Consider the following 19,342-nt stretch of genomic DNA (forward strand, 5'->3'; position numbering starts at 1 on the left):
ACGGGCGTCAGGCGCGTCCCGAGTGGAAGCGCCGGTGCAGGGCGTGGATCTCGTCGGTGAGCTGCGGCACCGGACCCTCCACCGTCACGCCGGGCGCCACCTCCCGCACCGCGAGCGGCCGTACCGGCGCCTGCGGGGCGCCCAACTCCTCGAGCCATGCCGTCAGTTGCTCCGAAGAGGCGACGTACACGATGCGGCCCAGGCCCACCCACGCGTGTGCGGCGGCGCACATGGGGCAGTGCTCGCCGGACGTGTACACCGTCGCCGCGGCCCGTTCCTCGGGGCTCAGCCGGGAGACGGACCAGCGTGCCAGCTCGAACTCGGGGTGACGGGTGCGGTCGCCGGAGGCCACCCGGTTGCGGTCCTCGGCCAGCACCGTGCCGTCCCCGCCCACCAGCACCGACCCGAACGGCTCGTCCCCGGCCTCCAGTGCCTCGGCCGCCAGCTCCACGCAACGGCGCAGGTGGGTCAGTTCGGTGTCCTTCACGGCCATGGCGTACGGCCCTCCTCGTGACGTGATCCTTTCGCACCAGCCTATGCGCCCCTGGCCGGGCACCTTGCTACTGCCACTAGTGCGCGTTAGAGTCTCTAACGAAAGAGAATGGCGATAGCAGACCGAGGCAGGGGAGAGCCATGTCCACCGAAACGCCGCAGCAGCAGGCCCCGCACACCGTCCTGGGTTCCGGTCCCGCCGGCACCGCGCTCGCTCGTGAGCTGGTGCGCCGCGGACACTCCGTCCGGCTGGTGGACCGCAGGGCGACAGGTCCCGCGATGGAAGGCGTCGAGCGGGTCGCCGCCGACGTGAGCACGGTCGACGGCGCCCGTGCCGCCGTGCGCGGCGCCGCCGTCGTGTACCACTGCGTCAACGTCGCCTACCACCTCCAGGTCGAGGTGATGCCCCGGGTCCAGGAGGCCGTCATGGCCGCCGTCGGGGCGAGCGGCGCCCGGCTGGTCGTGCTCGACACGCTTTACCCCTACGGCGAGACCGGGGGAGCGGTGATGACCGAGGAGAGCCCCTGGAAGGCGACCAGCCGGAAGGGCCGGATGCGCGCCGAGCTGGACGAGCGGTACCTCGACGCCCACCGGTCGGGCCGGGCCCGCGTGGTCCTCGGCCGCAGTGCCGACTTCGTCGGGCCCGGCGTCCTCAACTCCTCCCTGGGCGGCGCCGTCTTCCCCGGCGCCCTCACCGGCGGGGACGTCCTGGCCATGGGGGACATCGATCTGCCGCACAGTTACACCGACGTGCGGGACGTGGCGGCCGGCCTCGCCACCCTCGGCGAGCGTCCCGACGGTGACGGCCGCGTCTGGCACCTGCCGACCGCGCCCGCCGTCAGCACGCGCGAGATCCACACGATGGTGGAGAAGCGGGTGGGCCGCCCGCTGAACGTCGTGGTGCTCGAACGGCCCCGCCCCTTCGGCCCCTTCGACGAGCAGATGATGGCCGAGTACGAGGAGATGTTCTACCAGCACACGGAGCCGCAGATCATGGACTCCGCCGCCTTCGAGGGGTACTTCGGGGCCGCCCCGACGCCGCTCGTGGACACCGTGGACGCGACCGTCACCTGGTACGAGGCGTGGCTGCGCAGCCGGTGACGGCCGCCTCGGGACTCAACGGACCGGGCGCGAGCGCGACCGGTCCAGTGCGGCCACGCCGACCGCGGCCAGGCCGATCTGGATGAGCCACTCGATCCAGTCGACGCCCTTGGTGTCCGCCACGCCGAACGCCGACGCGATCCACGATCCGATGAACGCGGCCACGACGCCGACGAGAATCGTCCACAGCACGCCGATGCGCTGTCGGCCCGGGACGACGAGCCGGCCCAGTACGCCGATGACGACACCGATGACGATGGCACTGATAATGCCGTCGATCTCCATCTCCACCCCTTCGTCTCAAGGCCCCCGCAGTAGAGCGTCTGCCCACTGCGGGGGCCGGCAGTCCGCCGGGGCCCGGAGCCGTCGGCCGACGCGTACGAGCCCGGGGCGGGGCGGGGCGGGGCGGAGTGCGGACACGGGCGACGGGCCGGTCCGCCCGTGCGGAAACCGGCCCGTGCCGTCTCCTTCCGGTGCGTCTAGTGCCTGCGTGGGGCGCTCCGCGCCGCCGTACCGGCGCAGGCCATGCCCAGGATCACGGCCAGGGCTCCGATGACGACGTTGTTCCAGATGACGCCGGCGTCAGGGTGCGTGCCGACGATCCACGGCGAGATGATCATCCACACGCCGATCGCGCACATGGCCCAACTCAGGCCGTACATGCGCTCGGGGGCGCGGGTGAATCCGAGGGCCAGCAGACCGATGGCGACGCCCACGATCACGTTGTGGGCCACGAGTGGGGGCTGGCTGGCGGTGAAGTGGAGTATCCACGGGGACACGGCACAGTACAGGCCGAGCAGGAACACCGGCCCGTCCATGAGTGCCACGTCGCGACCACCGAGCACGCGCGCGTAACGCGCCTGCATTTCCGGCGCGTCCGGGTGGCCGGTGAGGTCACCCCGGGAGTGTGAGACGTGGGCCATGAGTCGTCTCCTTCGAGTTGCAGGGCCATCCGCTTCTGATGCGGTGTGCGGTAGCGCCGCATAAGTCCATTCTGCTCTTATTCCGCCCTTATGTGTAGGGGTGGGTGGCCCGGTTTCTCCCTCGGTGCGAGCGCCGCCCGAAGGCCGGGTCCGGCCGTTCCGGTCTCCGGGCGGCGTGTCATGTCACGCCCGTGTGAATTCCCGGCCCGGCATCCGAGACCGGTTCGGTTCTCCTTGACCGTTCTCGGCGGCGGCTGCCACGATCGTCGGCATGACCACGCGACCGGACCTCACGCGGCGACGCCACGTCGACCTCGCGCGCGTCTCCAGCGCCTCCTGTCGCACCGCGGCCTGATCCCGCCGATCCGCCGCCCGTTCCCCCTCTCCCCCCCCCGCCGCACCGTCCAGGCACCCGCCGCCCGCGGACGGCTCCGAGCGCCGCCTGAACCCGGCCGCCCCGCGAGCCGGCCGTACCGGTGCTTCCCGTGTCCGTGCTTCCCGTGTCCGTGCTTTCCCCGTCCGTGCTTCCCGTGTCCGGCCGACGCGCTCCCGTGTGCTCCCGCGGCAACACCCCCGCCGGGTCGTCCGCCGCGCCCGCCGGCCCGGAGAGCCGTGCCCGTCTTCCCGAAAAGAGGTCCCATGGCCACCGTTCTGTCCGTCTCCGGCAGCCCGTCCGCCTCCTCCCGCACCAACCGGCTGCTGCGCCACCTCGACGGCCGGCTGACCGCACAGGGTCACGAGGTGATCCCGCTCGACGTCCGCACCGTCCCCGCCCAGGCCCTGCTGGGGGCGGACTTCAGGCATCCCGCGATCAGTGAGGCCGCGGAACTGTTCGCCCGCGCCGACGGCGTCGTCGTCGGCACCCCCGTCTACAAGGCGTCGTACTCCGGTGTCCTGAAGGCCCTGCTCGACCTCCTGCCGCAGTACGCCCTCACCGGCAAAGCCGTGCTGCCGCTCGCCACCGGGGGCTCCACCGCTCACGTCCTGGCGATCGACTACGCGCTGCGCCCCGTGCTCAGCTCCATGGGTGCGGCGCACGTCGTGCAGGGCTGGTTCACCCTGGACCGGGACATCACGGTCCACGAGGACGGCACCGTCACCGTCGCCCCGGGCGCCGCCGAGGCCCTCGGCCAGGTGGTCGACCAATTCTCGGCGGCCCTCGGCACCCGCCCCGCCGCCCCCGCGCTGGCCGTGGCGGGCTGAACCGGCCGACGCCCCCGCGTGACGGGGCGCGGCACCCGCCCGGCCCCCGGGCCGCCCGCCCACCGTGTCCACCTCCCGAACGGAGCCCCCGTGTCCGCCCTCACCTTCCACTGGTTCCTGCCCACCAGCGGCGACAGTCGCGACGTCGTCGGAGGCGGTCACGGCGCCCCCGCCACCGGCTCCGGGCGCGACCGGCCGCCGACGGTGGCCTATCTGACCCAGATCGCCCGCGCCGCCGAGGACCTCGGCTTCGTCGCCGCGCTCACCCCGACCGGTGCCTGGTGCGAGGACGCGTGGCTGACCACCGCGATGGTCTCCCAGGCGACCGAACGGCTGAAGTTCCTGGTCGCGTTCCGGCCCGGGTTCGTCTCGCCCACGCTCGCGGCGCAGATGGCGTCCACCTTCCAGCGGCAGACCGGCGGGCGTCTCCTGCTGAACGTCGTCACCGGCGGTGAGAGCCGTGAGCAGCGGGCCTACGGGGACTTCCTGGACAAGGACGCCCGCTATCGCCGTACCGGCGAATTCCTGCACGTCGTGCGGGAGTTGTGGGCGGGCAGGACGGTCGACCTGCGCGGTGAGCACCTGAGTGTGGAGGACGCGAGGCTGGTGCGGCTGCCCGATCCCGTGCCCGAGGTGTACTTCGGCGGCTCCTCGCCGGCCGCCGGGGAGGTCGCCGCGCGGCACGTCGACGTGTACCTCACCTGGGGAGAGCCGCCCGGGCAGGTCGCGGGCAAGATCGACCGGATGCGGGCGCTGGCCGGGAAGGAGGGCCGCACCCTGCGCTTCGGCATCCGGCTGCACGTCATCACCCGGGACAGCGCGCGGCATGCCTGGGCCGAGGCGCGCCGGTTGCTGGACGGCTTCGACCCCGAGACCGTGCGGGCGGTGCAGGAGGGTCTGGCCCGCAGCGAGTCCGAGGGGCAGCGGCGGATGCTCGCCCTGCACGGAGGCTCCCGCGACGCCCTGGAGATCCACCCCAACCTCTGGGCCGGCATCGGCCTGGTGCGCGGCGGCGCGGGCACCGCCCTGGTCGGCAGCCACGACGAGGTCGCGGACCGGATCGCCGAGTACCACGCCCTGGGCATCGACGAGTTCGTCCTCTCCGGCTACCCGCACCTGGAGGAGGCCTACTGGTTCGGCGAGGGCGTCCTGCCGCGCCTCGCCGCCCGCGGACTGTGGCAGCACCCGGCCCGCGTGCCCGCCGGGCGCGACCCCGGGACCCTGCCGGTCGCCCTCTAGGCCAACCCGACGGGGGTGGCGTGGAGTTGCCCTGGTCTACACCCTTGACTGGTACATACCAAAGCGGTTGAGTGGGCCCCACACCCCCCTCCACGGCCGCCCCCACGCCGTGGCCGGCCCGGCCGGCACGCGCGCACCAGGTTCCTCCCCGCCCCGTCCCCCGTCACGGTGCGGGAGCGGCCGTGCTCCGCAGAAGGAGACGACCTGTGTCAAGAAGACGACCCGTGTCGAGGCGCCGCGCATCCGCCCTGGTGACCGCACTCGCGCTCGCGGGCGCCGTGCCGTTGCTCATGCCCGCCGAACAGGCGTCGGCCGCCGCCTGTTCGAGCTACCCGGCATGGTCGGCCGGCACCAACTACAACGCCGGCGACATCGTCCGCTACACCGACGGCAAGGCCTACATCGCCGAGCACGCCAACCCGGGCTACGACCCGCTCATCAGCACCTGGTACTGGGACCCGTACGCGTGCGACGGCGGTTCGCAGACGCCGGTGGGCGACTTCGTGGTCAGCGAGGCCCAGTTCAACCAGATGTTCCCGGGCCGGAACTCCTTCTACACCTACAGCGGCCTCAAGGCCGCGCTGAGCGCCTACCCCGGCTTCGCCAACACCGGCAGCGACACCACCAAGAAGCAGGAGGCCGCGGCCTTCCTCGCCAACGTCAGCCACGAGACCGGCGGCCTGGTGCACATCGTCGAGCAGAACACCGCCAACTACCCGCACTACTGCGACTGGAACCAGCCCTACGGCTGCCCCGCCGGTCAGGCGGCCTACTACGGACGCGGTCCCATCCAGCTCAGCTGGAACTTCAACTACAAGGCGGCGGGCGACGCGCTCGGCATCGACCTGCTGAACAACCCCTGGCTGGTGCAGAACGACGCGTCCGTCGCCTGGAAGACCGGCCTGTGGTACTGGAACACCCAGTCCGGACCGGGCACCATGACGGCGCACAACGCGATGGTCAACGGCGCGGGCTTCGGCCAGACCATCCGCTCCATCAACGGCTCGCTGGAGTGCGACGGCAAGAACCCCGCCCAGGTCCAGAGCAGGGTCACCAAGTACCAGCAGTTCAGCCAGATCCTCGGTGTCTCCCCGGGCGGGAACCTGTACTGCTGACCCCGCCGGGTGTGCGAAACTCCGCCGATGACCTCGGAAACGATCACTGCGGAGTCCTCCGGCACCTGGCGCCTCGGCGACCTGCCCGTCCGCCGCGTCGGCCTCGGCGCGATGCGGCTGACGGGCAGCGCCGCCTTCCACCTCGGCACCCCGAGCGACCGCGAACGCTCCCTCGCCGTACTGCGCCGCGCCGTCGAACTCGGCGTCAACCACATCGACACCGCCGCCTTCTACTTCTCCTCCCTGCGCTCCGCCAACGAACTGATCAACAGCGCGCTGGCGCCCTACGCCGACGACCTCGTCGTCGCCACCAAGGTCGGCCCGTACCGCGACTGGTCGGGCGAGTGGGGCACCGCCGCCCGCCCCGAGGACCTGCGTGCCCATGTCGAGGAGAACCTGCGCCAGCTCGGGCGCGACCACCTCGACGTCGTCTACCTGCGCCGCATGCGCCAGGACTCGATCGCCGAGCACTTCGGCGCCCTGGCCGCGCTGCGCGAGGCCGGACTGGTCCGCCACCTCGGCCTGTCCGACGTGGAGCCGCGGCACCTCGCCGAAGCACAGGCCATCGCGCCGGTGGTGAGCGTCCAGAACCGGTACGGCCTCGGCTTCCACGACCCCGCCACCGACGCGCTCCTCGCCCAGTGCCGCGCCCAGGGCATCGCCTTCGTGCCGTTCTTCGCCATCGCCGGCGAGGCCGGACCACAGGGCGCGGGTACGGCGCACGAGGGGGAGGTGCGCGCGGTGGCCAGGGCGCACGGGGCGAGCCCGGCGCAGGTGCGGATCGCCTGGACCCTGCACCAGGGCCCGCACGTCCTCGCCATCCCGGGCACCGGCGACCCCGGGCACCTCGCCGAGAACGTCGCGGCCGGCGCGCTCCGCCTCACCGACGAGGAAATGGCACGCCTGGACGGCGCCCGCAGGGCCTGACCCGCGCCGGTACGAGCCGACCCGCGTATGCGGGCGCCGACCCCGCCCGACCGGGCCGACCCACCGTGACCGGGCCGACCCACCGCGAACGGGCGGCGGTCCTCCGGGCGGGGGACTTGGCGTCCGAGGGGTTTTACGTATAACCTCTCCCGTCAATCGCCCGTCCCGGAAGGTGCCGATGACACGCATCGCCCTGGTCGCCCTCGTCGTCGACGACTACGACGAGGCGATCCGCTTCTACACCCAGGCCCTCGGCTTCCGCCTCGCCGAGGACACGCCCCGGCCCGACGGCTCCCGCTGGGTCGTCGTCGAGCCCGGTGTCCCGGGCACGGGTGCCGCCCTGCTGCTGGCCCGCGCCAGGGGCGAGGCCCAGCGGGCCCGGATCGGCGACCAGACCGGCGGGCGCGTCGGGTTCTTCCTGCACACCGACGACTTCGCCCGCGACCACGCCCGCATGGCCGCCGCGGGTGTGACCTTCCTGGAGGAGCCCCGCCACGAGCCCTACGGCTCGGTCGCCGTCTTCCAGGACCTGTACGGCAACCGCTGGGACCTGCTCCAGCCGGCCGCCCCGTGATCCGTCCCCGCCCGTAACCGCCACCGCCCGAATCCCCCTTACGCACACCCGTCCCCGCCTTCACGCACCGAACCGCCGAGGAACCGCCGCACATGCCATCTACGCGCATAGACACCGAGACCCTCCGCCGCCTCCCCAAGGCGGTCCTGCACGACCACCTCGACGGCGGCCTGCGCCCCGCCACCGTCGTGGAACTCGCCGCCTCCGTCGGCCACACCCTGCCCACCACCGACCCCGACGAGCTGGCCGCCTGGTACTACGAGGCCGCCAACTCCGGTGACCTGGTGCGCTACATCGCCACCTTCGAGCACACCCTCGCCGTGCTGCAGAACCGCGAGGGCCTGCTGCGCGCCGCCGAGGAGTACGTCCTCGACCTCGCCGCCGACGGCGTGGTCTACGGCGAGGTGCGCTACGCCCCCGAGCTGAACACCAGGGGCGGGCTGTCGATGCGGGAGGTGGTGGAGACCGTCCAGGAGGGTCTCGCCGCCGGCATGGCCAAAGCGGCCGCCGCCGGGACGCCCGTCCGCGTCGGCACCCTGCTCTGCGGCATGCGGATGTTCGACCGGGTCCGCGAGGCCGCGGACCTCGCGGTCGCCTTCCGGGACGCGGGCGTCGTCGGCTTCGACATCGCCGGGGCCGAGGACGGCTTCCCGCCCGCCGACCACCTCGACGCCTTCGCGCACCTGCGGCGCGAGAACGTGCCCTTCACCATCCACGCCGGCGAGGCGCACGGGCTGCCCAGCATCCACCAGGCGCTCCAGGTGTGCGGCGCCCAGCGCATCGGCCACGGCGTGCGCATCACCGACGACATCCCCGACCTCGCCGCCGGCAAGCTCGGCCGGCTCGCCGCCTGGGTGCGCGACCGCCGCGTCGCCCTGGAGATGTGCCCGACCTCCAACCTCCAGACCGGCGCCGCGGCCTCGATCGCCGAGCACCCGATCACCGCGCTCAAGGACCTCGGCTTCCGCGTCACCCTCAACACCGACAACCGGCTCGTCTCGGGCACCACGATGACGCGTGAGATGTCGCTGCTGGTCGAGCAGGCCGGCTGGAGCGTGGAGGACCTGCGCACGGTGACCGTGAACGCCCTCAAGAGCGCCTTCCTCCCCTTCGAGGAGCGCAACGCCCTCATCCGCGACGTGGTCCTGCCGGGCTACGCGTCCGCGCTCTGAACCAGCCCGCGCACATAGGCGGCCTGTCCGACGTGCTGGAGATCGTCGGACAGGACGCTGACCAGCCGCACGGCGAGCGTGACCGGCGGGTCCCAACTGTCGTCGACGACCCGCTCCAGGTCCTGCGCGGTCAGGGAGCGCAGGGCCCGGAGCGTCTGCTCGTGCACCGCGTCGTAGTAGCCGGTCAGCAGGCCGGCGGAGTCGACCTGCACCTTGGCGACCTCCGCGGAGCTGTGCCCGTACCCGGTGTCGTCGCGGGGCAGCCCGAGACCGAAGCGCTTCTCCCACTCCCCGGTCAGCCACACCTGGTCGAGCCCGAAGGCGTCGGCGACGTGGTCGTCCTGGACGCGGGTGAGGTGCCAGACCAGCCAGGCGACGGAGTTGGCGTCGGCGGCGGGGCGGGCGTTGAGGCCGTCGGGGTCCAGGCCCCCGACGGCGGCGTGGACTTCTTCCTTGATACGGCCGTAGCCCTCGGTGAGGATGTCCTTGGCAAGCATGTGTCCACCATCGCGCAGTCCGCGCTCCGGCGCCCGCCGTTCACGCGCCCGCCATTCACGCGTCCGCCGTTCACGTGCCCGCCGTCTCCAGCAGCCCCATCAGCGCCCGCGCCGCCGGGCTGGTCGCCTGCGCGGGCGGCAGCAGCGCGATGGTCTCGTACTCCGTCCCGTCCGCGTCCTTGAGCGGCAGCGAGGTCAGAGCAGCGCGCTTGTGCCGGAAGTGGCGCGGCACGACCGCGATGCCCAGGTTCTCGTCGATCAGGTCGAGCAGCCCGTGCACGTCGTTCACCTCCAGCGGCACGGTCCGCCGCACGCCCGCCGCGGCGAAGACGGCGTCGGTGACGCGGCGCGGGCCCCAGTCCGGGTGGAAGTCGACGAAGACCTCGTCGGCGAGGTCGTGCGGGGTGAGCACCGCGCCGTCCGCGACGAGCCGGTGGTCCGGGTGGCACAGCACCGTCATCGGTTCGCCGGCCAGCGACACCGAGCGCAACTGGTCGGTGTCCGCCTGGGTCCGGTAGGCGAAGGCCAGGTCGAGCCGTCCCGCCGCGACCTCCTCCGCCAGTTCCCCGGAGCCCGCCTGCCGCAGCCGGATCTCCACATCGGGATGGCGCCGCCGGAAGCCGGCCAGCAGCCCGGCCACCGGCACCCCGGCGATGCACTGCTCGGCGCCCAGCGACAGGGTCCCGCGCAGTACCCCCTGCACCGCGGCGACCGCCTCGTGCGCCGACCGCACCTGGGCGAGAATCCGCCGTGCCTCCTCCAGCAGTGCCCGCCCCGCCTCCGTCAGCGTCACCCGGCGGGTCGTGCGCACGAACAGCGGCGCCCGCAGTTCCCGTTCCAGCGCCCGGATCGACGCCGACAGCCCGGACTGGGACACCAGCAGGCGTTCCGCCGCCCGGGTGAAGTGCTGGTCCTCGGCGACCGCCACGAAGTGCTGGAGATGACGCAGTTCCATGATTGAGAAGCGTAACCGCGCAATCCCATCGGATTCTTCTGTTGGACCACTGCCCGCAGGTCAGGGGAGAGTGGAGGGCGGTTCCGCCCAAGCCCCGTACCTCGGGGGCCAACCCCTCTGGAGTCGCGTTGTACACCGCACACCCCGACCGCTACGCGGAGATGCCCTACCGGCGCACCGGACACAGCGGCCTGAAGCTCCCCGCGCTCTCGCTCGGCCTGTGGCACAACTTCGGCCCGGACCGCCCCGTCGAGACCCAGCGCGCCATCCTGCGCCGCGCCTTCGACCTGGGCGTCACCCACTTCGACCTCGCCAACAACTACGGCCCGCCGCCCGGCTCGGCCGAGTCCGCGCTCGGTGAGGCGCTGAAGGCCGACTTCGCGCCGTACCGCGACGAACTGGTGATCTCCACCAAGGCCGGCTACCTGATGTGGCCCGGCCCGTACGGCGAGTGGGGCTCGCGCAAGTACCTGCTGTCGTCCCTGGACCAGAGCCTGTCCCGGATGGGTCTGGACCACGTCGACATCTTCTACTCGCACCGCCCGGACCCGGACACTCCGCTGGAGGAGACGATGGGTGCCCTGCACACGGCGGTGCAGCAGGGCAAGGCGCTGTACGTCGGCGTCTCCAACTACTCGCCGGAGCAGACCCGCGAGGCCGCCCGCATCCTCGCCGGGCTGGGCACCCCGCTGCTGATCCACCAGCCGCGCTACTCCATGCTCGACCGCCGCCCCGAGACCAGCGGCCTGCTCGACACCCTGGACGAGCTGCAGGTCGGCTCCATCGCCTACTCCCCGCTGGAGCAGGGCCTGCTGACCGGCCGCTACCTCGACGGCATCCCGGAGGACTCCCGGGCCGCGAGCGACAGCCCCTTCCTGAACTCCGACGCGGTCACCGAGGAACTGGTCGGCAGGCTGCGCACCCTCAACGGGATCGCCGAGGCCCGCGGCCAGTCACTGGCCCAGCTCGCCCTCGCGTGGGTACTGCGCCAGGGCCGGGTGACCTCCGCCCTCGTCGGCGCGAGCAGCCCGCGGCAACTGGAGGACAGCGTCGCGGCCATCGGCAACCTCGACTTCGACGCCGGCGAACTGGCCCGCATCGACGAGATCGTCAAGGGGTAGGGCCCGTCCGGCGGAACCCGTACGCAGGTCCCGGAGGCGCGCCGCCTCCGGGACCTGCGCGCGCGGACCCGGTCACGCCCCCGCGGGCACCCGGTCCAGGAAGCCGAACACGGACCGGATGCGGCCCTCGTCGTCCAGCGTGATCACGTCGAACCCGGCGACCGGCGCGGCTCCGTCGGCCCCGCTCACCAGCTCCCAGGAGAAGCGCGCCGTGTCGTGGTGCCCGTCGACCGCGCCCGACAGGCGGAAGGAGAAGCCGGGGAACTGCTCGTGCACCGCCGCCACCACGGCCGCGATCTGCTCGTGGCCGCGCACGTCGGCCAGCGGGTCGGTGTAGCTCCCGTCCTCCGTCCAGGCCGCGGCGACCGCCTCGGCCACCGCGTCCGGGGCTGCGTTCCAGGCGTCGAGGTAGCGGGCGACGGCGTCCTCGTGACGACGGGTGGGTGCGGACATGGCGATCAGCCTCCAATGAGGTGGGTGTCCCGGTCAGGAACCGGATCCCGGTCTCGGCGACCCGGTACCGCAACCCTGCCCGCACCCGTCCGCGGCGTCGATTACCCCCGGGGTCATGGCGCGCGGCGCGGTATTTCGGCCAACCAGGGCCGCGAATATGCCAGGAGACTGGCCGGAAATTCGTGGTGACAGTGGTTCAGCCGTGAACATACTCACCACTAGGGCCTCTCACACCACGCGACAGCGCCCTCACGCACAGCACACGAGCCGCACGGACGTCATGCCGGACCGGCAGGCGGGCTGAGTGACGGGGGAGGGTAGCAGTGCACGACGAGTTCCTGTGCCATGTCACGGCCTACGGTGTCTGCGAAGGCCGGCGCATCGGGGTCCCCCTGGGCACCTACCGGGCGCCCACCCTCGCCCTGGCCCTGTGGTGGCTGCGGGACCGGGCCTCGTGGATCGCCGAACGGCTGGATCCGCAGCCCGACACCCCCCACTTACCGCGCGGCGCCCTGACTCCCGTCGCCGACGACGCGCCCGACGTGCCGCGCATGCTGCGCGCCTGGTGTGCCGACGACGTCCAACAGGAGCAGGTCGCCGAGGAGTTGGCCGCCGGACACCTGGTGCGCGTCGCGACCAGCGACGAGACCACCGAGTACGAGCTGATGGCCGAGTCCGTGGACGCGCTGCGCATGCAGCGGGCCGCCCCGCCGCTGGTCGTCCCCGTCGCCTGAACCCCGTGCCGCCGCAGCCGCCGCTTGGGCCTCAGGAGCGGACCCCGCCGGGCCGCTCGCCCGCCCACCGGGCGAGGAGCGCGCCGAGGAACCCGGCGACCAGCCCCCACAGCAGCGCGAGACCGACCGCACCCCACAGGCGCGGCCGCAGGAACAGCCGCCCGGACAGCCCGCCGCCCAGGTCCCCGATGCCGAGCACCGACAGTCCGAAGTGCGCGTTGATCCGGCCGACGAGACCGATCACGAGGACCGTGAGGGCCAGGGCCACCGCCAGGTGCACCGCGTGCAGCCAGGCCGGCCTGCGGACGGGGGATCGGGCCGCCATGAGGAACCCGGCCGCCAGGACCAGGACCGCCGCGGCGACCAGGAGCCACCACATCCGGCCGTCGCGTTCGGCGAGCGTGCCCACGTTCACGGTCGAGACGTCCGGGGCGCGCAGCACCTCGTCGAGCACGTGCGGCATCGGCAGCCCGAACGGCCCCTCCACACGCCCGTTCCAGGTCGCGCCGAGGCCGATCGTGAGCGCGGGCCAGGCCAGGTTCGGCAGCCCCAGCAGCAGTACGGCGAAGGTGTCCGCCGCATGCCCCCGCGTCCCGGCGGTGACCAGGGCGACGACGACGCCGACGACCACGTACGCGAGCAGCAGCGCGACCATCGCGTACGCGGCCGGACGCACCGAGGCCCGCAGCCGCGGCAGCCGCCCGGGCAGCGGCACCCACGGCGTGACCAGCAGGGCGAGCACGAAGACCCCCGCCAGCCACAGCAGCCCGAAGAGGACGGTCAGCGGCACGTCGGTGGTGAAGCCGACCGTGGGGGTGACGCCGAACAGGTCGCCGAGGTCGCTGAGCAGGCCCTGGCCGAGGGAGACCTCGAAGGTCTGCCGGGCGGCGAACGCCATGCCGAGGAGGGCGAGCAGCCACAGGACGGCGATCCGCGCGGCCCAGCCCGCCAGTTCGCGGACGCCGGTCAGGACACGGTGGCGCAGGGGCCGCAGGAAGCCCGCGGCGACCACCAGGGCACCGGTCAGGGTGACGGACAGCGGCATCACGGTCAGCCCCGCGTCGGTGGCGGCCAGTTCGCCCGCGTCGCCGGACAGCTCCAGCGCGCCGCCCACGGCGGTGACGACGGTGGCCACGACGACCCGGGGAAAGGCGTTGTCGGGCAGGTACGCGGCACCGGCCGCCCACAGCCCGAGCGCGGCCACGACCCCCATGGCCACCAGCCCGGCCAGCACCGTGCCCAGGGCCTGCACCCAGCCGTGCCGGACGGCCGCCCGACCGGAGGTTCCGGGAGGCGCGGGAGGTGCGGGCGGCACGGGGGGCATGGCCGGGGGGTGCGGACTCACGCTGCCACGCTAAGCAGCGGTCGCCGGAGCCGCCCGCCGACTGGGCCGTCCGCGCCGAAGGCTCCGGGGCGGGGGCAAGGGGGGTACGACTCCGTCCCCTGCACCGGCCGGTGTTCAGCCCGCGCGCACCACCAGGGCGTAGTCGCCCAGGCCCAGCAGACGGCCGGCCGGTACTTCGCCGCGGGTGGTGAAGAGCGCGAGGACGCGGGCGGTGCGCGTGTCGAACGCGACGTCGAGCACCGTGCCGTGCCCGGTGCCCGTGTCGAGGAGGACACGGTGACCCAGGAGGTCGTGGTGGGCCGGCGGCGGCCACGCGCAGGTGACGGCGGCCCGGAGACGGACGGCACCCGGCGCGAGCGTGTCCACCGCCTCCCAGGGCACCGCCTGCTCCCGGCCGTACCGGGCCGACCGGCTGGACCGGGCGGACCGACCGGACCGGGCGGACCGGCCGAACACGCCGATCCGGCCGAACCGGCGGCCGATCCGGCCGAACGAGGGGGATCGGCCGAAGGCGCCTTGGTGGAACCGCACATGACTCACCGAGCCGGAGACGACGTCGACGGTCAGGGACGTCACGGTACCGAGCGGACCGCTCCCGTCCGCCGCCAGCACCGGCAGCCCGAGCACCTCCGTGAAGAGCATCACGGCAGCGCGCCCTTCCCGGGACCGGGCGCGGCGGCGACCAGCGCGGCGAAACCGGGCAGGTCGTCCGCGACGTGCCGGACGGCGTCCTCGGGCAGGACCAGTGACCGGCCGGCGACCGTGAGCGTCTCGCCCCGCGGTACGTACACCCGGCGCCGGTGCCGCGTGGGGCCCGGCAGGAACCGGCGGCTCGCCGCCACCCGGAAGCCGACGATCCGCCCAGCGGTGCCGCCCTCCACGACGACGTCGAGCACCGTGCCGACCTCCGTCCCCGCCTCGGTCACCACCTCCGCCCCCAGCAGCCGGGCCCGCAGGTTCTGCCGGTGGGCCGTCAACGCCGCCGCGTTCACCAGGCCGCCCCGGTCCCGGATCAGCACCGCGTCGTGTCCCAGGGCGTACACCGCCCGCCAGGGCAGGCCCTCCTTCAGGGAGCCGGACAGCAGGCCCCGTCCCGTCAGGGTGAAACCGGTGATCGAGCCCGCGGCGGCGTCGCATACGGTGTCCTTGACGTGGGCGACGGCATCGCCGCCGAGGGTGACCACCGGCCGGGTGGTGAGGCTTCGTGCGGTCATCAACTCGTCCATCGCACCCCCTTGCCCCACCCGCTCGCACACCCTTCTCGCACCCACGGGTTCCCCGCACGACTGTGACGATGCCCGCACTTGAAGAGACGGGGACTGCGATGCGCGGCTCGGGGTACGAGGACAGGTGCAGCAGCGTCCGGCCAGTCCGGCTTCCGAGAGAGAAACGCATGACCGAGTACCTGGACGGGGCAGTGATACCGACCGGTTTCGACGTACCCGTTGAACCGCTGAGGCGGGCGGCACACTACTCCGGCGAGCCGGGATGCATAGCGCAGGCGCGTTCCTTCGCCTCGCTCTTCCTCGACCAGCTCAGGACCGAGTGGTGCGCCACGATCGGCCCGCGCGCCGACGGCGCCGTGCTCCTCGTGGTGAGCGAGCTGGTCACCAACGCCGACCGGCACAGCAGGGGGCCGTACATCCTGGAGCTGGAGGGCACGGGCACCTCGGTGGCGGTGACCGTCTACGACAGCAGCCAGGCGGCGCCGGAGCGCTTTCCCCGGGACCCCGAGCGCGTCGGCCGGCACGGCCTGGAGATCGTGCACGCCCTGGTGGAGACGGTCGTCGTCGAGCGCGTCCCGGTCGGCAAGCGGGTGCGCGCCGTGGTGCCCCTCACCGAGGGGTGACCGTGGTGCCCCTCGGAGGGGTGAAGGGCACCGTCGGCATCGAAGTACCGGGGCTCAGGCGCAGCCCAGCTCGCCCAGCATGCCCTCGCGCAGCCGGGAGACGATCCGCTTGATCAGCCGGGACACGTGCATCTGCGAGCAGCCGAGCTGTTCACCGATCTCCGCCTGTGTGGCCTCCTCCACGAACCGCAGATGGATGATCCGGCGGTCGCGCTCGCTCAGCCCGGCCATCAGCGGGGCCAGCGAGTGCAGGTCCTCCACGAGCCGCAGCCCGTCCTCCTCCACGCCGATGAAGTCGGCCAGGACCGACTCGCCGTTCTCGGGTCCGTCACCGGACAGCGCGGCGTCCAGGGAGGAGGAGTTGTAGCCGTTGGCGGCGATCTGCGCCTCCACCACCTCGTCCTCGCCGATGCTCATGAGCGTGGCGAGTTCGGCGACGGTGGGCTCGCGGTCCAGTCGGGAGGACAGCTCCTCGCGGGCCCTGGCCAGCTCCACGCGCAGCTCCTGGAGCCGTCGCGGCACGTGCACGGCCCAGGTGGTGTCACGGAAGAAGCGCTTGATCTCGCCGACGATGTACGGCAGCGCGAAGGAGGTGAACTCCACCTCGCGGGACAGCTCGAAGCGGTCGATCGCCTTGATCAGACCGATCATGCCGGTCTGGACGATGTCCTCCATGTCGTTCCCGCGACCGCGGAAGCGGCCCGCGGCGAACCGCACGAGCGACATGTTCATCTCGATCAGGGTGTTGCGCGCGTACTGGTACGCGGGCGTGCCCTCTTCGAGTTCCGTCAGGCGCTGGAAGAACTGGCGGGACAACTGCCGCGCGTCACGCGGCGCCACCGCGCGCGGGTCCGCGACGTACCGCGGCGATTCCCCGCCGCCCCCACTTCCGGCGGTCTCCTCGGCGACCCGCGCTTGCGGCCGGACCACGGCGGCTTCCATTGCCTCTCCCACGAAAGTCACGGTTGGACGTCTCCCTGGACTCCCCAGACGGTTCCGGCCGCCGAGTACCCGGAACGCGGCGGTCCATGCCTGCCGATTCCGCGGTGCGCGGATTTCCCTGAGGGCGGAACGCCCCACCCTTCCGTGAACCGGCGGGAACCCTAGGCTGAGGAGGTGACCAGCCACGTGCCGAACGAAGCCCGCGTCATCGCGCTGCGCCCGCAGGCCGCGCGCCCCGAAAACCGTCCCGCCGCGGCCCGCCCCGCGGCCCCGCCCGTCCCCCCGGACCGCAGGCCGCCCAGCGTGCGCGAACCGCTGTGGCGCGACCTGGTCGGGGACGTCCTGCGGCGTGAACGCCTCGCCCAGGAGCGCACCCTGAAGGAGGTCGCGGAGGCCGCCCGGATCTCCATGCCCTACCTGTCGGAAGTGGAACGGGGCCGCAAGGAGGCGTCCTCGGAGGTGCTGGCGGCCGCCGCCGGGGCCCTCGGACTGGGCCTCGCCGACCTGCTGGCCCGCGCGCAGGGCGAACTGCTCCGCCTCACCTCCCGGCACACCGGCGCCGGAGCCGGCCGGAGCACGTCCACCGCCGGAGCCCGCTTCGACGGGATGTGCCTGGCCGCCTGAGGACGCGCGCGGGCTCGCGGACGTGCGGACGCGCGCGGGCCGGTGTCCCGCTCCCGGCGGAACACCGGCCCACGCCGCTCACACCCTCGCCAGGCGGCGGGCGAGCACCTCGTCGGCCAGCCCGTACCCCACCGCCTCCTGGGCGGTGAACACCTTGTCGCGGTCCATGTCCGCGCGCAGCGTCGCCACGTCGTGGTGGGTGTGGCGGGCCAGCACCTCCTCCACCTGGGAGCGGATGCGGACCATCTCCTTGGCCTGCAGCGCCAGGTCGGAGACCGTGCCCTGCCGTCCGCCGCTGGCCGGCTGCCCCAGCAGGACCCGCGCGTGCTCCAGCACGAACCGCCGCCCCGGGTCCCCGCCGGCCAGCAGCACGGCCGCCGTGGACGCCGCCTGCCCGACGCAGAACGTCGAGATCGGCGCCTGCACGAAGGTCATCGTGTCGTAGATCGCCATCAGCGACGTGAACGAGCCGCCGGGGGAGTTGATGTAGATCGCGATCTCGCTCTCCGGGGCCGACGACTCCAGGTGCAGGAGCTGCGCGATCACGACGTTGGCCACGCCGTCGTCGATCTCGGTCCCCAGGAAGATGATCCGCTCCGACAGCAGCCGGCTGAACACGTCGTAGGACCGCTCGCCCTGCGGGGTCCGCTCGACGACGTTCGGAATCGTGTAGCTGCCCATGTCACAGCCCCATCCGTCGCCGGGTGGCGGCCGGGCGCACGTCCGCGAGGGACTGCACGACCCGGTCCACCATGCCGTACTCCCTGGCCTCCTCGGCCGTGAACCAGCGGTCGCGGTCGCCGTCCCGGGAGATGGTCTCCGGGCTCTGACCGGTGTGCTCGGCGGTGATCCGCTCGATGGTCCGCTTGGTGAACTCCAGGTTGTCCGCCTGGATCTCGATGTCGGCGGTGGTGCCGCCGATGCCCGCCGACGGCTGGTGCATCATGATCCGCGCGTTCGGCAGCGCGTAGCGCTTGCCCGCCGTGCCGACGCTCAGCAGGAACTGCCCCATGCTGGCGGCGAACCCCATGGCGAGCGTCGAGACGTCGTTCGGGATCAGCCGCATGGTGTCGTAGATGGCGAGCCCCGCGTGCACGGAACCGCCGGGGCTGTTGACGTACAGGCTGATGTCGGTGCGCGGGTCCTGCGCAGACAGGATCAGCAACTGCGCGCAGACACGGTTCGCCGAGACCTCGTCGACCTGGGTGCCCAGCAGCACGATCCGCTGGTCGAGCAACTGCTCGGCGAGCCGGTCGTCGAACCGGGTCGCGGGGGTGTCGCCGTCCTCGGCCCTGGGCGGTGCGGCGGGGGCGGGACCTGCGATGAGTGGAGACATCGGCACTCCTTGTCGAGTCGTGGCGGGTGGTGAGGGGTGGTAGTGGTGGTGGCAGTGGTGCGCGGCCGTAGGCACCGCGGTCCCTCCACTCTCGGCCCGCCGCGGCCCCCGCCGGGCGTTTCTCTGCCCGCGGCAGATTCGCCACCGGCAGAGCGATGAGTTCCGCGGCCCGCGCCGGTCGACAGAGGTGACCGTGCCGCACGCCCAGGAGGTAGTCATGAGCACCGACGGATTCACCACGTGCCTGTGGTTCGACGGCGACGCCGAGGACGCCGCCCGCTTCTACGTCTCCGTCTTCGACAACTCCGCCATCGGTGCCGTCACCCGCTACCCCGAGGGGTCGTACCAGCCCGCCGGCACCGTGCTCACGGTCGAGTTCACGGCCAACGGCCAGAAGTTCGTGGGCCTCAACGGCGGCCCGCAGTTCCGGTTCAGCGAGGCGATCTCCTTCCAGGTCTCCTGCCGGGACCAGGAGGAGGTCGACCACTACTGGTCGCGGCTCACCGAGGGCGGCGGTGAGGAAGGCCCCTGCGGCTGGCTCAAGGACCGGTTCGGGGTGTCCTGGCAGGTCGTCCCGCGCCGGCTCGAGGAGATGTTCCGCGACCCCGACCCCGCCAAGGTGGCGCGCGCCAACAAGGCCATGATGTCGATGCGCAAGCTCGACATCGCCGCGCTGGAACGTGCGTACGCCGGTGAGTGACCCACCCGCACCAGACCCACCCCACGTTCGCCAAGGAGGC

General features: G+C 72.8%; 25 protein-coding genes. 13 read left to right on the forward strand and 12 right to left on the reverse strand.

Annotated features, from left to right (window positions below; all coding sequences use genetic code 11):
* Positions 1 to 7: 7 nt before the first annotated feature.
* Entirely contained in the window at positions 8 to 493 is a 486-nt protein-coding gene (locus IG88_RS0102450) for a nucleoside deaminase (protein WP_031034393.1), read from the reverse strand.
* A 140-nt stretch (positions 494 to 633) separates the two neighbouring features.
* On the opposite strand from IG88_RS0102450, the gene IG88_RS0102455 reads away from it, so the two are divergent.
* Positions 634 to 1,593 carry an NAD-dependent epimerase/dehydratase family protein gene (locus tag IG88_RS0102455; protein WP_031034395.1) on the forward strand — a complete coding sequence of 320 codons (960 nt, stop codon included), beginning with the start codon at positions 634 to 636 and terminating at the stop codon, positions 1,591 to 1,593.
* 15 nt (positions 1,594 to 1,608) lie between these two features.
* Here the strand turns inward: IG88_RS0102455 and IG88_RS0102460 are convergent, their stop codons facing one another.
* Both IG88_RS0102460 and IG88_RS0102465 read right to left on the reverse strand, forming a co-directional pair.
* Positions 1,609 to 1,878 carry a GlsB/YeaQ/YmgE family stress response membrane protein gene (locus IG88_RS0102460; protein ID WP_031034397.1) on the reverse strand — a complete coding sequence of 90 codons (270 nt, stop codon included), beginning with the start codon at positions 1,876 to 1,878 and terminating at the stop codon, positions 1,609 to 1,611.
* 194 nt (positions 1,879 to 2,072) lie between these two features.
* A complete protein-coding gene (locus tag IG88_RS0102465; RefSeq protein ID WP_031034398.1) occupies positions 2,073 to 2,516 on the reverse strand; it encodes an SPW repeat protein in 444 nt (147 codons plus the stop codon).
* A gap of 271 nt (positions 2,517 to 2,787) precedes the next feature.
* Here IG88_RS0102465 and IG88_RS45215 point away from each other — a divergent pair, with 271 nt between their 5' ends.
* From IG88_RS45215 to IG88_RS0102495, 7 genes are all read left to right on the forward strand, one after another.
* Positions 2,788 to 2,871: a putative leader peptide gene (locus tag IG88_RS45215; RefSeq protein ID WP_350891961.1), complete on the forward strand. Its 84-nt coding sequence runs from the start codon at positions 2,788 to 2,790 to the stop codon at positions 2,869 to 2,871.
* Positions 2,872 to 3,155: 284 nt separating this feature from the next.
* Complete coding sequence (gene ssuE / locus IG88_RS0102470; RefSeq protein WP_031034399.1) at positions 3,156 to 3,719, forward strand: NADPH-dependent FMN reductase; 564 nt, start codon at positions 3,156 to 3,158, stop codon at positions 3,717 to 3,719.
* Positions 3,720 to 3,809: 90 nt separating this feature from the next.
* The gene (locus tag IG88_RS0102475; protein ID WP_031034402.1) at positions 3,810 to 4,958 is read left to right on the forward strand and encodes an LLM class flavin-dependent oxidoreductase; all 1,149 of its coding nucleotides are present in this window, start codon (positions 3,810 to 3,812) and stop codon (positions 4,956 to 4,958) included.
* 224 nt (positions 4,959 to 5,182) lie between these two features.
* Positions 5,183 to 6,073, forward strand: coding sequence for a glycoside hydrolase family 19 protein (locus tag IG88_RS0102480; RefSeq protein ID WP_031034404.1), 891 nt, complete (start codon positions 5,183 to 5,185; stop codon positions 6,071 to 6,073).
* 27 nt (positions 6,074 to 6,100) lie between these two features.
* Positions 6,101 to 7,000 carry an aldo/keto reductase gene (locus IG88_RS0102485; RefSeq protein ID WP_031034406.1) on the forward strand — a complete coding sequence of 300 codons (900 nt, stop codon included), beginning with the start codon at positions 6,101 to 6,103 and terminating at the stop codon, positions 6,998 to 7,000.
* 178 nt (positions 7,001 to 7,178) lie between these two features.
* Positions 7,179 to 7,574: a VOC family protein gene (locus IG88_RS0102490; RefSeq protein ID WP_031034408.1), complete on the forward strand. Its 396-nt coding sequence runs from the start codon at positions 7,179 to 7,181 to the stop codon at positions 7,572 to 7,574.
* 92 nt (positions 7,575 to 7,666) lie between these two features.
* The gene (locus tag IG88_RS0102495; protein ID WP_031034413.1) at positions 7,667 to 8,746 is read left to right on the forward strand and encodes an adenosine deaminase; all 1,080 of its coding nucleotides are present in this window, start codon (positions 7,667 to 7,669) and stop codon (positions 8,744 to 8,746) included.
* On the opposite strand, the gene IG88_RS0102500 is transcribed toward IG88_RS0102495, so the two are convergent.
* Positions 8,728 to 9,243: a mycothiol transferase gene (locus IG88_RS0102500; RefSeq protein ID WP_031034421.1), complete on the reverse strand. Its 516-nt coding sequence runs from the start codon at positions 9,241 to 9,243 to the stop codon at positions 8,728 to 8,730. The two genes, IG88_RS0102495 and IG88_RS0102500, sit on opposite strands and share 19 nt — an antisense overlap.
* A 70-nt stretch (positions 9,244 to 9,313) precedes the next feature.
* Positions 9,314 to 10,198, reverse strand: coding sequence for a LysR family transcriptional regulator (locus IG88_RS0102505; RefSeq protein WP_030403862.1), 885 nt, complete (start codon positions 10,196 to 10,198; stop codon positions 9,314 to 9,316).
* A 128-nt stretch (positions 10,199 to 10,326) separates the two neighbouring features.
* Between IG88_RS0102505 and mgrA the strand changes: the two genes are divergently transcribed.
* Positions 10,327 to 11,319 (forward strand): L-glyceraldehyde 3-phosphate reductase, encoded by a 993-nt coding sequence (gene mgrA / locus IG88_RS0102510; RefSeq protein WP_031034423.1) that lies wholly within the window; start codon positions 10,327 to 10,329, stop codon positions 11,317 to 11,319.
* Between the two features lie 72 nt (positions 11,320 to 11,391).
* Here mgrA and IG88_RS0102515 read toward each other — a convergent pair whose 3' ends face one another.
* Positions 11,392 to 11,772 carry a nuclear transport factor 2 family protein gene (locus tag IG88_RS0102515; RefSeq protein ID WP_031034426.1) on the reverse strand — a complete coding sequence of 127 codons (381 nt, stop codon included), beginning with the start codon at positions 11,770 to 11,772 and terminating at the stop codon, positions 11,392 to 11,394.
* A gap of 323 nt (positions 11,773 to 12,095) precedes the next feature.
* Here IG88_RS0102515 and IG88_RS0102520 point away from each other — a divergent pair, with 323 nt between their 5' ends.
* Entirely contained in the window at positions 12,096 to 12,506 is a 411-nt protein-coding gene (locus IG88_RS0102520) for a hypothetical protein (RefSeq protein ID WP_031034427.1), read from the forward strand.
* A 31-nt stretch (positions 12,507 to 12,537) separates the two neighbouring features.
* Here the strand turns inward: IG88_RS0102520 and IG88_RS0102525 are convergent, their stop codons facing one another.
* From IG88_RS0102525 to IG88_RS0102535, 3 genes are all read right to left on the reverse strand, one after another.
* Positions 12,538 to 13,830: a streptophobe family protein gene (locus tag IG88_RS0102525; protein WP_234331982.1), complete on the reverse strand. Its 1,293-nt coding sequence runs from the start codon at positions 13,828 to 13,830 to the stop codon at positions 12,538 to 12,540.
* A gap of 135 nt (positions 13,831 to 13,965) precedes the next feature.
* Positions 13,966 to 14,493, reverse strand: coding sequence for a hypothetical protein (locus IG88_RS43200; protein ID WP_420712064.1), 528 nt, complete (start codon positions 14,491 to 14,493; stop codon positions 13,966 to 13,968).
* Positions 14,493 to 15,077 carry a PRC-barrel domain-containing protein gene (locus IG88_RS0102535; RefSeq protein ID WP_031034435.1) on the reverse strand — a complete coding sequence of 195 codons (585 nt, stop codon included), beginning with the start codon at positions 15,075 to 15,077 and terminating at the stop codon, positions 14,493 to 14,495. The genes IG88_RS43200 and IG88_RS0102535 overlap by 1 nt, the downstream gene beginning before the upstream one ends.
* A gap of 167 nt (positions 15,078 to 15,244) precedes the next feature.
* Between IG88_RS0102535 and IG88_RS0102540 the strand changes: the two genes are divergently transcribed.
* Positions 15,245 to 15,700: an ATP-binding protein gene (locus IG88_RS0102540; RefSeq protein WP_031034437.1), complete on the forward strand. Its 456-nt coding sequence runs from the start codon at positions 15,245 to 15,247 to the stop codon at positions 15,698 to 15,700.
* 54 nt (positions 15,701 to 15,754) lie between these two features.
* On the opposite strand, the gene IG88_RS0102545 is transcribed toward IG88_RS0102540, so the two are convergent.
* Entirely contained in the window at positions 15,755 to 16,642 is an 888-nt protein-coding gene (locus IG88_RS0102545; RefSeq protein ID WP_031034439.1) for an RNA polymerase sigma factor SigF, read from the reverse strand.
* Between the two features lie 174 nt (positions 16,643 to 16,816).
* Between IG88_RS0102545 and IG88_RS0102550 the strand changes: the two genes are divergently transcribed.
* Positions 16,817 to 17,266, forward strand: coding sequence for a helix-turn-helix domain-containing protein (locus IG88_RS0102550; protein WP_031034441.1), 450 nt, complete (start codon positions 16,817 to 16,819; stop codon positions 17,264 to 17,266).
* 78 nt (positions 17,267 to 17,344) lie between these two features.
* Here the strand turns inward: IG88_RS0102550 and IG88_RS0102555 are convergent, their stop codons facing one another.
* Entirely contained in the window at positions 17,345 to 17,947 is a 603-nt protein-coding gene (locus IG88_RS0102555) for a ClpP family protease (RefSeq protein ID WP_031034443.1), read from the reverse strand.
* Between the two features lies 1 nt (position 17,948).
* Positions 17,949 to 18,602 carry an ATP-dependent Clp protease proteolytic subunit gene (locus IG88_RS0102560; protein WP_031034445.1) on the reverse strand — a complete coding sequence of 218 codons (654 nt, stop codon included), beginning with the start codon at positions 18,600 to 18,602 and terminating at the stop codon, positions 17,949 to 17,951.
* A 217-nt stretch (positions 18,603 to 18,819) separates the two neighbouring features.
* Here IG88_RS0102560 and IG88_RS0102565 point away from each other — a divergent pair, with 217 nt between their 5' ends.
* Positions 18,820 to 19,302, forward strand: a complete 483-nt coding sequence (locus tag IG88_RS0102565) for a VOC family protein (RefSeq protein WP_031034446.1) — start codon at positions 18,820 to 18,822, stop codon at positions 19,300 to 19,302.
* Positions 19,303 to 19,342 lie beyond the last annotated feature (40 nt).

The sequence above is a fragment of the Streptomyces sp. NRRL F-5650 genome, from assembly GCF_000721365.1.
In the GTDB taxonomy this organism is placed as follows: domain Bacteria; phylum Actinomycetota; class Actinomycetes; order Streptomycetales; family Streptomycetaceae; genus Streptomyces; species Streptomyces ardesiacus.

Coding starts and splice junctions, on each gene's coding strand:
- IG88_RS0102450 (WP_031034393.1), bottom strand. CDS start 493: ATGGCCGTGAAGGACACCGAACTGACCCACCTGCGCCGTTGCGTGGAG.
- IG88_RS0102455 (WP_031034395.1), top strand. CDS start 634: ATGTCCACCGAAACGCCGCAGCAGCAGGCCCCGCACACCGTCCTGGGT.
- IG88_RS0102460 (WP_031034397.1), bottom strand. CDS start 1,878: ATGGAGATCGACGGCATTATCAGTGCCATCGTCATCGGTGTCGTCATC.
- IG88_RS0102465 (WP_031034398.1), bottom strand. CDS start 2,516: ATGGCCCACGTCTCACACTCCCGGGGTGACCTCACCGGCCACCCGGAC.
- IG88_RS45215 (WP_350891961.1), top strand. CDS start 2,788: ATGACCACGCGACCGGACCTCACGCGGCGACGCCACGTCGACCTCGCG.
- ssuE (WP_031034399.1), top strand. CDS start 3,156: ATGGCCACCGTTCTGTCCGTCTCCGGCAGCCCGTCCGCCTCCTCCCGC.
- IG88_RS0102485 (WP_031034406.1), top strand. CDS start 6,101: ATGACCTCGGAAACGATCACTGCGGAGTCCTCCGGCACCTGGCGCCTC.
- IG88_RS0102490 (WP_031034408.1), top strand. CDS start 7,179: ATGACACGCATCGCCCTGGTCGCCCTCGTCGTCGACGACTACGACGAG.
- IG88_RS0102495 (WP_031034413.1), top strand. CDS start 7,667: ATGCCATCTACGCGCATAGACACCGAGACCCTCCGCCGCCTCCCCAAG.
- IG88_RS0102500 (WP_031034421.1), bottom strand. CDS start 9,243: ATGCTTGCCAAGGACATCCTCACCGAGGGCTACGGCCGTATCAAGGAA.
- IG88_RS0102505 (WP_030403862.1), bottom strand. CDS start 10,198: ATGGAACTGCGTCATCTCCAGCACTTCGTGGCGGTCGCCGAGGACCAG.
- IG88_RS0102515 (WP_031034426.1), bottom strand. CDS start 11,772: ATGTCCGCACCCACCCGTCGTCACGAGGACGCCGTCGCCCGCTACCTC.
- IG88_RS0102525 (WP_234331982.1), bottom strand. CDS start 13,830: ATGCCCCCCGTGCCGCCCGCACCTCCCGCGCCTCCCGGAACCTCCGGT.
- IG88_RS43200 (WP_420712064.1), bottom strand. CDS start 14,493: ATGCTCTTCACGGAGGTGCTCGGGCTGCCGGTGCTGGCGGCGGACGGG.
- IG88_RS0102535 (WP_031034435.1), bottom strand. CDS start 15,077: ATGGACGAGTTGATGACCGCACGAAGCCTCACCACCCGGCCGGTGGTC.
- IG88_RS0102540 (WP_031034437.1), top strand. CDS start 15,245: ATGACCGAGTACCTGGACGGGGCAGTGATACCGACCGGTTTCGACGTA.
- IG88_RS0102545 (WP_031034439.1), bottom strand. CDS start 16,642: ATGGAAGCCGCCGTGGTCCGGCCGCAAGCGCGGGTCGCCGAGGAGACC.
- IG88_RS0102555 (WP_031034443.1), bottom strand. CDS start 17,947: ATGGGCAGCTACACGATTCCGAACGTCGTCGAGCGGACCCCGCAGGGC.
- IG88_RS0102560 (WP_031034445.1), bottom strand. CDS start 18,602: ATGTCTCCACTCATCGCAGGTCCCGCCCCCGCCGCACCGCCCAGGGCC.
- IG88_RS0102565 (WP_031034446.1), top strand. CDS start 18,820: ATGAGCACCGACGGATTCACCACGTGCCTGTGGTTCGACGGCGACGCC.